The organism is Mesorhizobium sp. WSM4821 (assembly GCF_055901555.1).
Map to the genome: position 1 here is coordinate 3,273,665 of NZ_CM148371.1, position 14,616 is coordinate 3,288,280.

A 14,616-nucleotide genomic window follows, 5' to 3' on the forward strand; every position below is an offset into this window, starting at 1 on the left:
TGGCGAATCAGCAGGTCGCGCCCCCTATTGGCGACCAGGATCAGCAATGAACGTCCTTTCACGTCCTAAACCGCCGTTCAGGCAAAAATTGCTGATCGTGTTCGGCACAAGGCCTGAGGCGCTCAAATGCTTTCCGGTGGTGCGTGCGGCACTTGCCCATCCAGGGTTTGCTACCGAGACATGCATCACAGGCCAGCACCGCGAGATGGTCGACCAGGTTATCGAACTGACTGGCCTGCCGGTGCATCACGACCTCAACGTCATGCAGCACGGCCAGACGTTGTTCGACGTGACCTCGCGCGTGCTCCTGGGCATGGCCGAAGTGCTGGAGAAGGCGAAGCCCGATATCGTCCTCGTGCAAGGCGACACGACCACGGCGATGACTGCGGCCCTGGCTGCCTTCTACCAGCGCATTCCGGTCGCCCATATCGAGGCGGGATTGCGCAGCCATGACATCAACTCTCCCTTTCCAGAGGAGCTGAACCGCAAGATTGCCGGCGATATCGCTACCTGGCATTTTGCGCCGACCATCCAGGCGCGCGACAATCTCATCGCCGAAGGAAAGGCCGCGAACACCATCTTCGTGACCGGCAATACGGTGATCGACACGCTGTTGCATTTTTCCGGCGCGATCGACGCCGACAAGTTGATGAACGCGAAGCTCGCCGCCCATTTCCCTTTCCTCGATCCCGCCAAGAAAATGATCCTCGTCACCGGTCATCGCCGTGAGAATTTCGACGGCGGCATCCACCGTATCTGTGCGGCGCTGAAGAAATTGGCGGGGCGCGGGGACGTGCAGATCGTCTATCCCGTCCATCCCAACCCCAATGTGCGCTCCGTGGTCAACGAGGAACTGGGGGGCGTGACGAACATCCATCTGGTCGACCCGCAGGATTATCTGCCGTTCCTGTTCCTGCAGAAGCAGAGCTATCTGGTGCTGACCGACAGCGGCGGCGTACAGGAAGAAGCGCCTTCGCTCGGCAAGCCGGTGCTGGTGATGCGCGAGAATACCGAGCGGCCCGAGGGGATCGCGGCGGGTACCGCTCGTCTCGTCGGCACGGATATCGAGAAAATCCTGTCCAATGCCAACAGCCTGCTCGACGATCAGGCCGCCTACCGCGGCATGGCGGAACGACACAACCCATATGGCGATGGCCGGGCCGGCAACCGGATCGTTGAGGAACTGCTGCATCATGGCTGAGATCAAGACCGTTTCCGTTATCGGCATGGGCTATATCGGCCTGCCGACCTGTGCAATTTTCGCCAGTCGCGGGCTCGACGTCATTGGCGTCGATGTCAACGAAGCGGTGGTCGAGAAGGTCAATCGCGGCGAAATCCACATCGTCGAGCCGGACCTTGATGGTTTGATCCAGAAGGTCGTAGCCAACGGCAAGCTCAAGGCGTTCAGCACGCCGCAGCCGGCGGATGCCTATGTCATCGCCGTGCCGACCCCGATGACCGACGACCACAAACCTGACGTGAGCTACGTGCTCGCGGCGGCACGAAGCATCGCTTCGGTGCTGAAGCGGGGAGACCTTGTGGTGCTGGAATCGACTTCGCCGGTCGGCACGACGCGCATCATGACGGGACTGCTTGCCGAATTGCGGCCGGATCTCAAATTTCCTGTCACGCATGGCGAAGGGGCCGATGTCCTCGTCGCCTATTCGCCCGAGCGCGTGTTGCCGGGAAAGGTCCTGACCGAGCTGATCAACAACGATCGCTCGATCGGCGGACTGTCGCGCAAGTCGTCGGAACGGACCGCGGCACTCTATTCAACCTTCGTTACCGGCGACCTGTTCATGACCCAGGCCGAAAGTGCGGAACTGGTGAAGCTGACCGAGAACGCGTTCCGCGACGTCAATATCGCCTTTGCCAACGAGCTTGCGGCGGTGTGCCAGGATCTGTCGCTCAACGTCTGGGAGGTGATCGATCTCGCTAACCGGCATCCCCGCGTGAACATCCTCCAGCCGAGCCCCGGCGTCGGCGGCCACTGCATTGCGGTCGATCCGTATTTCATCATCGACGCTGCGCCCAACAGTACACGGTTGATGGCTTCGGCACGCCGGATCAATTCCGAGCGTCCCTTATCGGTGGTCAGGGATATCCAAGCTTTGCTCGACCCTTCCCGCAAGCAGACGATCGCTTGTCTTGGCCTCAGCTTCAAAGCCAATATCGACGATATGCGCGAGAGCCCGGCCGTCGAGGTGGTGAAGCTCTTGTCCGATATCCCCAACATGAAGATCATCGCGGCCGAACCCAACACGCACGCGCTGCCGCATGAACTCGAGGGCAAGGGCATCGTCTTCACCGATGCACTTTCCGCCATCGACAAGTGCGATATCGTCGTCCTGCTGGTCGACCATCGGCAATTCAATCTGATCGACCCCGAAGCGCTCAAGGACAAGAAACTCATCGACACAAGGGGTTTGTGGACCTGGCGCAAGGCACGCAAGCCCGACGCACGCATCGAAGGCAAGAAATCGGAAATCGAACGCCTGGCACTTCCTGCAAGTGCGGGGGAGGCCGCATGAACGCGCACGACCCGGCATGGGCGCAGCATCGCCTGTTGGCGTCACGGCGCCGGGAGTTCCTGGGCACGCCGATCCATGCGCTGACCATGGCCGAGACGCTGGCCATCGCCGATGAGGCGATGACGCTTCGACGGCCGCTGCATCATGTGGTCGTGAATGTCGCCAAGCTTGTGAACATGCGCAACAATGCCGAGCTGCGGGAGGATGTGGCGACGGCGGATGTGATCAACGTCGACGGCAAAGGTGTGCTTTGGGGTGCGCGTCTTTGCGGCGTCGCGCTGCCGGAGCGGGTAGCGGGCGTCGACATCATGACCAATCTGCTGAGCCTGTGCGCGACGCGCGGCTACAGACCCTTCCTCCTGGGCGCCGAACAATCCGTTCTCGATGCGGTGAAAAGGCGACTTGCCAAGGATCATCCGAGCCTCGTTGTCGCCGGCATGCGCGATGGCTATTTCAAGCCGGAAGACGAGGCTGCAATCGTCGAGGCGATCAACGCCTCGCGCGCCGACTGCCTGTTGGTTGCGATGCCGACGCCCCGTAAGGAGCGCTTTCTCAAGCGCTATCGTGACGAACTCGCTCCGAGTTTCGTCATGGGCGTGGGCGGCAGTTTCGACGTCTATGGCGGCAAGGTCGCCCGGGCGCCGAAACTGGTTCAGGCGGCCGGTCTCGAGTGGTTGTTTCGCGTGGCACAGGAGCCGCGACGCCTGTGGCGCCGCTACTATGACACCAACACTGCTTACGCAGCGCTGCTGTGCCGGGAGTTCTGGGACCGTCGGGGGCGCCGAAAGGTCGATCTATAAGCAGCGGCCACGCCAACAAACAGGGCTACGGCATCGGGCCGAAGTCCGAACCGCTTTCCAAGACTACGACACGGCAAACTCAAGATGACATCGCGGTCTATGCGAGCCGTAGCCGCGCCTTCAGCTTGGCTGCGAAGTGCGTCGCGGCGGCAGGGTAGAACAGCCAGGTCAGCCCAAGGAAAACCACCGCGCCGGCGGTTCCACCCGCGACGAGCGGGAAGATGGCCGGCACATCGCCGAGTACAGCACTGGCAAGGCCGGCGGCCAGTCCCGTGCCCACCGAGATGACGATCGAAACGCCGATGTCGCGCCAGGGCACCGGCACCGGCGTGAGCCGTTCGCCGATGATGATGCAGGCTACAAGGCCCGCCAGCGATCCGCCCGCCAGCGCCAAAGCGGCGCCGACCTCCGCCATCGGAGGGATCAACAGCACGGACAGTGCGATTGTCGTCACCGAGCCGAAGGAAGTGGCGACGATCAGCAGCCACGGCCGCTTGTGCGCGTGCACCACGGTGCCGTAGACGAAGCTCGCGAGGTTGGCACACAGCACGCTGAAGGCGATGATCGGAAAGAGCAGGCCAAAGCGGCCGTGATATACGGAAGGCAGCAGAAGCTGCGTGATGTCGCTGCTGAGTGCGACCAGCATCGCCGCAACCGGCAGGCAAAGGCGGATCATCAAGGCCATCAATTGCGACAGCAACCTGCCCGACGCCGCGGGTCCCTCGTCGTCGAACCGGCTGACCACCTCGGGAAAGGCGCCCATGTTGATGGAATTGGCGACCATGTCGATCGGCTGGCGGGCCAGCACATAGGCCGCGGCGAAGATCGCCACGGCGCCGGCATCGTAATAGACCTTGAGGAACAGACGCTCGGCACTGTGGAGGCCGAAGCCTACCAGCGCCATGATGACCAGGGGCACACCGAGGCCAAAGAACTCCTTCTGGGTGAAACGTGGCGGACCGGCAACGACGCGCCGGGACGCCATGATGCCCGCCGCGATACCGGCGGTCAGCACGCCGAGGCTCGAGCCGAGCGATACCGTCAGAAAGGAATCCTGAAACAGGACGATGGCGCCGATCGGCAGCGCGAGCTGCAGCAGGGCGCGCAGGAATTCGAGCATCGAATAGACCGAATGACGCTGCTGCATCTGCAGCACCGTCAACGCGAAGCGGCCGATGGAACCGGCGATCAGGTAGCCGCAGACGGCGATCGCGAACTCGACCCAGCGCTCCGGCACGATCACTGCCGAGGCGACCACGGACACCATCAGCGCCAGTGCCGTGCTGACAAGCAATACCTGTCCGGCCAGTATCAGGCTGCCGCGGCTGATATCGCCTTTGCCGCCAAGCCTGAGCAAGGCGATGCGCAGCCAATTGGTGACGGCAAGGTCGGTCATTTCGCCTACGGTCACCACAAGGGTCAGCAGGCCATACTCGGTCTGGTCGATCAACCGCGTCACGATCACCAGCAGGAGCAGCGCGGAGATTCGCGTCAGCAGGATCGCCGGGGCATAGATGAGCGTGGAGCGGAGCAGCAAGGGTTGTTCCCGGAAATTTCGCCTTCGATTAATCGTCGACCGGCGGAAAATCCAGCGCGATGACGGCAAAGGGTGAACAGATTCAGTTTGAACTAACGGATTCGTCGTAAACCTTATTTGAAACCTTTGCTTTGTATTTCCGAAAAAGGAATCATGTTGCAGCGTCTTGCCCACAATCGAAAAGTGCACGTCCTTGTCGCGACGCCCTCGGGTGTTTCGGGGCAGGGCGGCATCGACCGCATCATGGGGGCGTTGAAGCAGGAGTTCGAACGGCAAGAGATCGCCGACATCGATGTACGCTTCCTCGCCAGCCGCGGCCCGGGGTATGTCGGGCTTTCGATCTTCTACATGTTCGACTTTTGCTTGCGGATGCTTGCGGCACGTTTGTCGAGACGCGCCGATGTCATTCATATCAATATATCGGTCTCCGGCAGTACCTATCGCAAGATGGTGATCGCCGCCTGCGCACGGCTGCTGTCGATACCCTATGTCCTGCATTTGCACGGGGCGCAGTATCAGACATTCTGGAAAGACGATCGTAGTTTCATGAGCCGCCGTATCAGAGCTCTGTTCGAACACGCCGGTCGGGTGATCGTCTTGGGCGGGCTTTGGCGCGACTTCGTCGCCAGCCGGGCACCGGGGGGAGCCGGCAATATTGTCATCGTTCCCAACGCCACGGCCGTTCCCTCCTTGACGCATGTCGGTGGCGGCGACCATGTGCATATCCTGTTCCTCGGCCGCATCGGCGACCGCAAGGGCGTACCGCAATTGCTGGAAACGCTGCACCGCATGAAGCCGATCAAGAATTGGCGCGCCACGATCGCTGGCGATGGCGAAGTCGAGGCGGCACGGATGAGATCGTCCGAACTGGGCCTTGCCGAGCGCGTTGCATTTCCCGGCTGGGTCGGCCCCGATGAGGTCGCGTCGCTGATCGCTTCGGCGGATATTCTGGTGCTGCCCTCCTTTGCCGAGAACCTGCCCGTCTCGGTCATCGAAGGGATGGCCGCGGGCCTCGCGGTGGTGACGACGCCTGTCGGCGCCGTCGAGGACATCATCACCAACGAGCAATCCGGGTTGCTGGTGCCGCCCGGCGATGTTGCGGCATTGACCGAGGCGCTGACACGGCTGGTCGAAGATCCGGCACTGAGGGCCAGGCTTGGTGCTGCCGCGATGGCCGTGCATAGGGAACGGCTTGAGCTCGCACCGTTTGTCGGCGCGATCTGCGACGTCTGGAGGTCGGTCGCGTTAGAGGCTCAACCGGTCAAGCGCTGACTCTGTCCTAGCGTGACGTAGACCCTGAGCTTGCGCCTAGCAGACAAGTGGGCCCATGGCGAGCAGCTGCGCGTCGGGCGCGATATCGAGCAGCTATGGCAGGCCCAGTGCCTGCAACATCTCGGAGTCTGGGTCCGCGGGCCCATCGGGCCGGATGACGCTCATTCCATAGGGATTGGAGAATTCCCAGACAGACCACGGGATCGCGAAGCGTTCCGCCTGCTGGCACACCGCCTTGAGATAGCGCAGACGGTCAGCGTCGAACGCGCCCTTGCGGCCATCCGTGGACATGAGGATGACGCCGAACTCACCCATGAAAAGCCGCCGGCCTGGAATGCCATTGGCCTCGGCCCAGTCGACCGCCTGACGGAAGCTCGCCTCGAGTTGGCTCGGGCCCCAATTCCGCTCGAAATATCGGGCGATTGCTTCACGCGCCGCGACCATGTTCATCATCTGCTCGACCGGGCTCAGGCCGGCGGCATCCATCTGCGCCTTAAGGGTTTCGGTCACCACTTCGGGCGAACTGCTGTCGGCCGGCCAGGGAAGGCCGGAGGCGAAGGTGTTTGTCCCGTCGGGCCGCTGGTGCGTGAAACTGTGCGGCTCATACATATGGAAGCTGTAGTAGAGGTTCGGATCGTCAAACCCCGGGTTGAGATTGACCAATCCGGCAGTGCTGCCGCCACAGGCGCCCGTTGCGACGATGGTGAGCTCGCTGCTGACTGCGCGAATATCGCGGACCGTGCCTGCCATGATCCGCTGCCAGTCATCGCTTCCGCTCGAATCGCAGGGGTAGTATGCCGGTTCGTTATAGGGTTCGATGGCTACCTTGTCGGTGCCGACCTCGACCAGCATGGTGGCGACCGCCACGACCATTTCGCGATAGCGGGCAACGCCCTCGCTGTCGGCACCGCCATAGATCATCTCCATGCTGTAGGCCGGAACCTGGGTGACGCCGTGCAGGTCGAAGACAACCTTGAGGCCGGCCGACGTTATCCGCTCGACCGCGGCGGCAAGTATATCCAGCGCCTGCTTTCGCTTGGCGCCCTCGCTGGCAAGCAGAGGACCGGGGTCGACGCTCAGCCGGACGAAGTCGAACCCCATCGATCGAACGCGCGCAAATTCGTCGCCGCCTGGCCAATCGGTGAGCGGCCTGTGTCCGGCGCGCCACTCATCCTCGCTGCGGTAGGGCGGCCAACTGTAGGATCCATCGTTCTCCACCGGCGACCAGTTGAGCCATTCATGCACGCCGACGCCGCGGTGGAGCGGGATCGGCGCAGCGCCGGCTGCTACCGCCATGCCGAGCACCCACGCCGCAACACACGCCATCCTTCTCATCGCCACTCTCCGCATCATGGCCCAAGATATTAACCGCAGGTGCGGAAAAGAGGATTGCCGCGGCGCGGCTATTCGACAGCATGGTATAAGAATCGAAACCTTGGCGGAGCGCGTATGAGAATCGGCTGGTACATCAACCGGTTGCGCAGCATGGAGCCGGCCGAGGTGTTACACCGGCTGGGCGAACAGCGTCGAAGGATCGCCTCGCGCCGCCGCGACGACGGCTGGGAGCGCTATGCTTCTCCTCAGTTGCATCCGGTGCTGCGTGAATTGCGCGACGCCGTGCTGGCTGCGGCGCCGGCACAACGGCAAGCCATAGCGGCGGCGGTGCAAGGCACGCTTGGGGGCCAGTTTTCCGCACTTGGGCTGACATGGCCACGGCGTGACTCCGATCGGCTGTTTCCTCTCGAGCTTTGGCGCCTCGATCCGGTGACCGGCAGGCTTTGGCCGGGGCCAGAGACCTATACTTTCGATATCGATTTTCGCCATCGCGACGACCGCGGCGATGTAAAATATGTTTGGGAGATCAACCGGCTGCAGCAGTTGCCGCCGCTTGCCGCCCACCTGCTTCTCGCCGGTGACGATCAGTCCCGAATGGCCGTCGAGGCGGCGATCGACAGTTGGCATCGCGCCAACCCGCCGTTTCGCGGGGTCGGCTGGGCTTCCGGCATCGAGGTAGCGCTGCGAGCCATCAGCCTGATTGTCACCATGGACCTCGTCGGCGACCGGGTCGGCGCGGCGACACGGCAGCAAGTGGGTGAAATACTGGCGGCAAGCGCCTATTGGCTGCCGCGGTTCCCGTCCCGGTTCTCCTCCGCCAACAACCATCTCGTCGCGGAACTGGCTGGCGAGTATCTGATCTGCCTGGCGTTAGGGGCCGGATCCGGCGCTGTCCGCAACGCCCTCCAGGCCGAGGTGCACAAGCAGATACTCGCCGATGGCGCCGGTGCCGAGCAAACCCCGACCTACGCGGCCTTCACGGCCGAACTCATCTTGCTGTGCGCTGCGGCGGCGCGCCATGCCGGAACGCCGTTTCCTTCGCCGGTCGAAGCGCGGCTGGCGGCATTCGCCAATTTCGTCGGCTGGCTCCCATCGAAGGCCGCCAGCTTTGGCGACAACGATGAAGGCCGCGTACTGACGCTGGGAGACGAGCCGGGCTATATCCAATCCGTGGCCGCCGCCATCCATGGCTTTTTACGGATGCCGGGCGACGCCGCGGAGCCAGACGATTTTCGTGCGCTTTTCTTTGGCACGCCGTCGGAACCGGCGCCGGTGCCGCATGGGTTGCAAACGTTCACGCACGGCGGGCTCTCCGTCTGGCGCGGTGAGATGAATGACCGCAGCATCGATCTGACATTCGACCACGGCCCGCTCGGCTTTCTCTCGATAGCGGCTCACGGCCATGCCGACGCGCTGTCGCTCACCCTGTGCATCGATGGCGAGCCGGTGCTGGTCGACCCCGGCACCTGGCTCTACGGTTCGGGGGGCGTCTGGCGCGACTGGTTCCGCTCGACGCCGGCCCACAACACGCTGAACATCGAGGGCAAAAGCCAAAGCATCATCGCCGGGCAGTTCAACTGGTCGCACAAGGCGGTTGCGGCGTTGATCGAGAGCGAGCCAAGGATGGGGAGCGAGCCGGGGACGCATTGGAAGCTGCGCGCCCGGCATGATGGATATAAAAGCCGCTTCGGCGTCGTGCATCAGCGCACCGTGATGCAACAGGCCGACGGGATCCTCGTGATCGACCAACTGCTCGGCGGCAGGCGCGTGGCCGAAATCGTCTTCCAGCTCGCAACCGGTATCGGCGCCAACCAGGACGGAAACACGGTGATGGTGCTGCGAGGCGATGAGCCGCTGATGACCATCCGCTTTCCGGACGCTGCGCTCGACATCCGCGCCGGCGGCGACGCACCGGGGCAGGGCGGCTGGGTTTCACCAAGTTTTGGCGCCAGGCTGCCGGCCGAACGCATCGTCTGGCGTGGCGAAGTGGGCGAAGAGGGGATCAAGATCCTCGCGGCAATTCCCCCGCCGCAAAGATAGGGACCGGCGTCCGCAAACACAGCGGCCGCTTCCGGTGTTCCAGCCATATTCGACATTAATTACGTTCGGACATTTAGCGGTTTTGTTACGGTTGACCTGCTAGTTTGGCGCGATCCGGCATGCTTTGCCCGTTCCATACGCAGAAACCACCTGGTTGCAGGCAACATGCGGTGAGTTTGGCATTTCTTTTGCTTTGCAGTCCGCCGGATCGCCTTCTCACGACCCAGGAGCCACCGCACCGATGTTTTTTGAACTTGCCAGAGTGATTGGGGAAAAGCTCTCGAACATCAATTTTCTGACTCTCGGCCTGCTTCTCCTCACGGCATTGGGGAGCGCGGTGGTCGCTTACTGGCGAACTGTCGAGCATAAATCCTTCAGGGATTTTTTCGATTTCGCCTTCCCGGCGGAAGTCATCCTGCACCCGTCGGCGCGAGCGGATGTTCTATTTTGGGTCACAAAACGCGCGATGATGCCTTTCCTGCTCATCCCTGCCGGCGTCACCTTCGTTGCCGCCGTGGGCTATGGAACAAACCAGGCAGTCGGCTGGCTTTTCGATATCCAGGCGCCGCTCGTCGGCGGCCCGGCCGGACCGGTGACGATCGTCATCTTCACCGCAACCATGCTGATCGCCTACGATATTTCGTATTACATCTACCATGTCGCCCAGCACCGCTTCCCGTTCCTGTGGGAGTTGCACAAAGTTCATCATTCGGCCGAAGTCATGGTGGGAATCACCAAGGATCGGGTTCATCCGCTGGATGACCTGATGAACCGTATCTGGGATGGCGTCATTCCGGGGGTCTGCTTCGGCATCTGGAGCCTGATCGCGCTCGATCCGATGGAGATCGCCATCTTCGGCATCAACGTCTATGTCATCCGCAACATCCTGATGATGGACTTTGTTCGCCACACCCATTTCAAGATCTCCTTCGGCCCGTTGAACAACATCATCTTGTGTCCGCACTGGCACCAGGTGCACCACAGCATCGACCCTCGCCATTACGACAAGAATTTTGGCCTGCTTTTTTCGTTCTGGGATCGCCTCTTCGGAACGCACTTCGTCCCGGATCCGAATGAAGACCTCAAATTTGGCCTGATGGATCGGGATGTGCGCGATTATCAATCGCTCTTTGGGCTTTACATCCTGCCGCTCAAGAAGATGGGCGGGCATGTCGTCCGACTGTTTCAGAGGCGTCCCGATGTCATCGCTCAGCCACAGGATCATCCCCCTTCATGAACACCATTGTTCCGATCGACGCTTCGAGCGCAGAGCGCCTGGAAATTGTCCGTTCGGCGGATCGCCTGGCCGCGGTCGAAGCCGATTGGATGCATCTTTGGCATCGCACCGACGGGCTGATCTTTCAGAGTCATGCCTGGATTTCGGCATGGTGGAGTACCGTAGCCGATCGTGACCAGCGCGCGCTGCGGATCGGCCTGGTTTGGAACGGCGACAGGCTCGTTGCTGTCGTTCCCCTGGCGATCGGCAAGCGCAAAGGCTTGCGGTTTCTCGAATGGGCGGCCGGCAGCTATACCGATTACGGGGATATTCTCGTCGCTCCGGAATGCTCGCTGTCGGCCCTGCGGGACGTATGGGCCCAGATCTGTGACGCCGGTGGCTTCGATCTTGCCTTTCTCAATCGTCTGTTGCCGGGTGCGGCGGCCCGCAGAATTTTCACTCCGGATACCGCCAGCGGCATCAGGCTGCGCCCCAATCACAGAGAGGAAATCAGTTATCGCGTCACCGGACAGTGGGGGAGCGGAGCCGCGTGGCTGGCGGCGCAGTCGAAAAAGACGCGGCAGAACTATCGGCGCGGCGTCAAGACGTTGGAAGAAGCCGGAGAAGTGAAATTTCGCCTGCTTGCGCCCGACGAGCCGCTGCAGCCGGTCCTGGACCGGCTCGCTGCCCTGAAGCGCAGATGGCTGGTGCGGCACAAGCGAGAATCCCAGCTTTTCGAAGAGGGAGCGCCGGTGCTCGCGGCACTCGTCGACACGCTGGCGCAGGCCGGCGTGCTGCACATTTTCGTACTTGAATGCGATGGCGCGATGGTCGCGGTTTCCATCAATTTCGTCCAGCACCACACCATGATGGCTTTCGTGACCACCTTCGATCCGGATTTCGGCCAGGCGTCGCCGGGCATGATCCTGATGATGGACTATATACAGTGGTCGATCGATCACGGCCTCGGCACGGTCGATTTCCTCTGTGGCGCCGAGTCGTTCAAGCACAAGTTCGCAACGCAGGGTGTTGTCCTGCAATCGGTTCTCGGCACGCGCACGGCGCAAGGCTCGCTTGCTTCCCTCGCCGATCATATGCGTCAGACGGTCCGGCATGTACGGGGGCGCGGATTGGTACCGACACCTTGACTTCAGTTTGATTGCCGCCAGAACGCCGTGTGTCCGGGGACCCGTGCGAAGCGGTAGCGGCCAAGATGGTCATGTCTTCCTCAACAGTTCAGCCTTGGCCTGCCGGTTCACGGCGCCATAAGGCGATGAGGCGACATAGACGATTTCCAGATCGTCATCCGCCACGATCTCGCCGGCCACGCCCGCTGGCAAGTAGATCGCTTCACCGGGGGTCGCAGTCAGCGCTTCGCCGTGGCTTCGCACCGTGCACCGGCCCTTGGTTACCACAAGAACCTCATCATATTCGAACTGGAACTGGCTCGAAGCCCCCTTTGGCGAGCGTGTAAAACCCAGCGCGCCGAGTTTCGCGGCAGGCGCCTCGTCTTCGTTGACCACATCGGCCAACGAGAATCCGGAATGCTCCATCCATTCGGTCGCCCCATCGCTCGTGTACTTTTGAATGCGCTTTGGATCAAATCTCTGCATCGGCTTCTCCTTTCCCGTACGATGGGTGGCAACGGTTGGCTCTTTCCCAATCAGGCCGCCGGCCAGCACGAACCGGTCAAAGCGTCGATCGCGTCTCAGGAGCGACGACGAAAAGGACGATCAGAAGGGCGGCAAGCACTTTTTCACAGAACCTCGAAGCGGCGGAAAAATGCCTAACGCGCTGATTGCACTCCGGTTGCAGCCGGAGCGGCCGACAGGGAGAAATAGACCGCAAGCGCGCGGATGTCGTCGTCTCCCAGGCCTTTGGCTGCATTAGCCATGAGATGGCCGAAGCGCGTTCCGCCCCGCTTTCCCGCCCTGAACAGCCCAAGCTGCGCCTCGATGTAACGCTCGGGCTGGCCGGCGATGGAGGGATAGAGTGGGCTGCGGTCCCGTCTTCCGTGACAGCCGAGACAGGCCGGCACGCTGGCCTCCCTCACGCCCCTCTCAGCGATTTCCCTGCCGCGCCGGACAAGCGCGGGATCGCCGGCGCCGCCCGGCTGCGTCGTCGGCAGCGCGGCGAAATGCTTGGCCAGGTCCGGCCAGAACCGAGGCCCCGCCGCAGTGGCGGGCAGGCCCATCATCCCGCTTGTCCGGCCTCCCTGCGCATAGGCACGCAGGCTTTCAAGGAGGTAGGCCTCGCTCTGCCCGGCGAGAATGGGGATCGCGGGACCGCGCCCGAGGCCGTCCTCGCCGTGGCAGCGGGCGCAATCCGCGAGCACTTGTCTCAGGGTTCCGGCAGCGTCTGCCGGAGGCGCAAGCTTTTCTCCATAGGCGAGGTCACGATAGGTGGCTTCGTCCATCGACGGCAGTTCGCGCAAGAAGGCGACCATCGCCCAGACCTCGTCGTCGCGTTCCTGCGTTGGCCAGGCGGGCATGCCGGTGAAGCGCACGCCGTGCTTGACGATGCGGAAAAGCTGCGCGTCGGTCCATTCGCCGACGGTTCCGGCAAGATCAGGCGGCTGCGGCAGCATTCTCTCGACGACAGGAGATCGCGGCTCGCCTGGCGCGCCGTGGCAGATGGCGCAGCCGCGCGCGAAATGCCCGGCGGCCGGCTGGATCGCGTGGCGCGGCAGAGCCGCGGGAACCTCGACCGCCAGTGCATAGGTGCGCACAGCCGATCGCATGGCGAAATGGAGAAACCACTCCGTGATCTTCCAGTGGCCGCTTGAGGCCCCGACATTGAAAAAGCCGATCCAGGCTGCCAGCATCACGACGAAGGGCAGAATGGCAAGCGCGATGGCGAGTTTCTTCCAGCTGATATGCATCAGACCGTCTCCCGCGGCGGGGTGGTGAGCATTCGCGCAAGAAGCGTTACGCCGCCGGCAAGATAGACCGCTGCGCCGACCAGAAGCATGATCACGCCGCCAAGCTCCTGATCCTGCTGCGCGGAAAGAGAAACGCCGAAGCAGCTGACCTCGTCCGCGCCATAGAGCGGCCTCGGGGTCAGCGCCAGCAGTGCGCCGAGCAAGGTCATATGGATGGACGTGAGGAGCAGGGCGAAGGCGCCGGCGGCATTGCCTGCGGCGTCCGAGCCGCGGCGCGGCAGGCAGGCCAGCCACAAGAACAGACCGGCGGCGAGGAACGTGGCCTGCTCGCCGGCGGTGGCGAACAGCGAGCTTTCCGCCAGAGCCCGCAAGGCCGGCGCATGCCAGGACCAGACGACGATGAGTTCGACGACGGACGCGGGGAGGGCGATCGCGAACGCCCTGCTTGCGTCTGGTCTTGGACTGAGCGGGATTCCAATCGCTATCAGCGGTGCGGCAATCGCCACCACTCCCATATGCGCCAGCATATGCGCCGAGAACGAACCCCGCCAGACGTCGAGCAACGGTCCGAACCAGATCAGGGCGAGGACGAAGAGGCCGAGGATGAAACTGGCTCGTCTCACCGGATGCACTCCGTCAGGAACAACGCGGGCATTGCGGTGAAGATTACGGCGATGAAGCTCAGACCCGAGAGCAGCAGTGTCGCGAAGCCCTGGAACAGGGACCGGTCCCGGCTCGTCGGATCGTCATGGGGCGGATCATCGGTGCCGAAGCCCCACTGCCGCCAGGCGAGCCATGCGGACAGCGCGATCAGTGCGAGAGCGATCACAGTGGCGGCGGCGATGCCCGCACGCACAGCGCTGAAACTCAGCCCCACAAGCTCGGGTTTGGCGCAATAGATCGCCGCGCCTATGTAGCAAACGAGAAAATGCGCAATCCACACCACGGGCGCGGTAAACAGCGTCCAGAGCGTTTCGACCTCTTTCGGGATGAGCCGCATCGCC

At 62.6% G+C, this 14,616-nt stretch carries 13 protein-coding genes; 7 read left to right on the top strand and 6 right to left on the bottom strand.

The genetic code is table 11. From position 1 onward, the window contains the following. Positions 1-46 precede the first annotated feature (46 nt). The 3 genes from wecB to AC0NID_RS15755 are packed head-to-tail and all read left to right on the top strand — an operon-like array spanning position 47 to position 3,331. Positions 47-1,201 carry a non-hydrolyzing UDP-N-acetylglucosamine 2-epimerase gene (wecB, locus tag AC0NID_RS15745; RefSeq protein WP_473453833.1) on the top strand — a complete coding sequence of 385 codons (1,155 nt, stop codon included), beginning with the start codon at positions 47-49 and terminating at the stop codon, positions 1,199-1,201. Next, entirely contained in the window at positions 1,194-2,531 is a 1,338-nt protein-coding gene (wecC, locus tag AC0NID_RS15750; RefSeq protein WP_473453832.1) for a UDP-N-acetyl-D-mannosamine dehydrogenase, read from the top strand. The genes wecB and wecC overlap by 8 nt, the downstream gene beginning before the upstream one ends. Beyond that, complete coding sequence (locus AC0NID_RS15755; RefSeq protein WP_473453831.1) at positions 2,528-3,331, top strand: WecB/TagA/CpsF family glycosyltransferase; 804 nt, start codon at positions 2,528-2,530, stop codon at positions 3,329-3,331. Before wecC ends, AC0NID_RS15755 begins: the two co-directional genes overlap by 4 nt. Before the next feature lie 97 nt (positions 3,332-3,428). On the opposite strand, the gene AC0NID_RS15760 is transcribed toward AC0NID_RS15755, so the two are convergent. Further along, positions 3,429-4,868, bottom strand: coding sequence for a lipopolysaccharide biosynthesis protein (locus tag AC0NID_RS15760; protein ID WP_473453830.1), 1,440 nt, complete (start codon positions 4,866-4,868; stop codon positions 3,429-3,431). A gap of 153 nt (positions 4,869-5,021) precedes the next feature. Between AC0NID_RS15760 and AC0NID_RS15765 the strand changes: the two genes are divergently transcribed. Then, on the top strand, positions 5,022-6,140 hold the full coding sequence (locus tag AC0NID_RS15765; protein ID WP_473453829.1) for a glycosyltransferase family 4 protein: 1,119 nt from the start codon (positions 5,022-5,024) through the stop codon (positions 6,138-6,140). Between the two features lie 93 nt (positions 6,141-6,233). Here the strand turns inward: AC0NID_RS15765 and AC0NID_RS15770 are convergent, their stop codons facing one another. Further along, positions 6,234-7,475, bottom strand: a complete 1,242-nt coding sequence (locus AC0NID_RS15770; RefSeq protein ID WP_473453828.1) for a glycoside hydrolase family 5 protein — start codon at positions 7,473-7,475, stop codon at positions 6,234-6,236. A 114-nt stretch (positions 7,476-7,589) separates the two neighbouring features. Here AC0NID_RS15770 and AC0NID_RS15775 point away from each other — a divergent pair, with 114 nt between their 5' ends. The 3 genes from AC0NID_RS15775 (at position 7,590) to AC0NID_RS15785 (ending at position 11,879) form a co-directional block, all read left to right on the top strand. After that, the gene (locus tag AC0NID_RS15775) at positions 7,590-9,515 is read left to right on the top strand and encodes a heparinase II/III family protein (RefSeq protein ID WP_473453827.1); all 1,926 of its coding nucleotides are present in this window, start codon (positions 7,590-7,592) and stop codon (positions 9,513-9,515) included. A gap of 241 nt (positions 9,516-9,756) precedes the next feature. Beyond that, positions 9,757-10,752 (top strand): sterol desaturase family protein, encoded by a 996-nt coding sequence (locus tag AC0NID_RS15780; RefSeq protein ID WP_473454041.1) that lies wholly within the window; start codon positions 9,757-9,759, stop codon positions 10,750-10,752. Beyond that, a complete protein-coding gene (locus tag AC0NID_RS15785) occupies positions 10,749-11,879 on the top strand; it encodes a GNAT family N-acetyltransferase (protein WP_473453826.1) in 1,131 nt (376 codons plus the stop codon). Before AC0NID_RS15780 ends, AC0NID_RS15785 begins: the two co-directional genes overlap by 4 nt. Before the next feature lie 69 nt (positions 11,880-11,948). Here AC0NID_RS15785 and AC0NID_RS15790 read toward each other — a convergent pair whose 3' ends face one another. From AC0NID_RS15790 to AC0NID_RS15805, 4 genes are all read right to left on the bottom strand, one after another. Continuing rightward, the gene (locus AC0NID_RS15790; protein WP_473453825.1) at positions 11,949-12,413 is read right to left on the bottom strand and encodes a hypothetical protein; all 465 of its coding nucleotides are present in this window, start codon (positions 12,411-12,413) and stop codon (positions 11,949-11,951) included. 104 nt (positions 12,414-12,517) lie between these two features. Then, entirely contained in the window at positions 12,518-13,612 is a 1,095-nt protein-coding gene (locus tag AC0NID_RS15795) for a c-type cytochrome (protein ID WP_473453824.1), read from the bottom strand. Then, positions 13,612-14,235: a cytochrome c oxidase assembly protein gene (locus tag AC0NID_RS15800; RefSeq protein WP_473453823.1), complete on the bottom strand. Its 624-nt coding sequence runs from the start codon at positions 14,233-14,235 to the stop codon at positions 13,612-13,614. The genes AC0NID_RS15795 and AC0NID_RS15800 overlap by 1 nt, the downstream gene beginning before the upstream one ends. Then, positions 14,232-14,612 (bottom strand): hypothetical protein, encoded by a 381-nt coding sequence (locus AC0NID_RS15805; RefSeq protein ID WP_473453822.1) that lies wholly within the window; start codon positions 14,610-14,612, stop codon positions 14,232-14,234. The genes AC0NID_RS15800 and AC0NID_RS15805 overlap by 4 nt, the downstream gene beginning before the upstream one ends. Positions 14,613-14,616 lie beyond the last annotated feature (4 nt).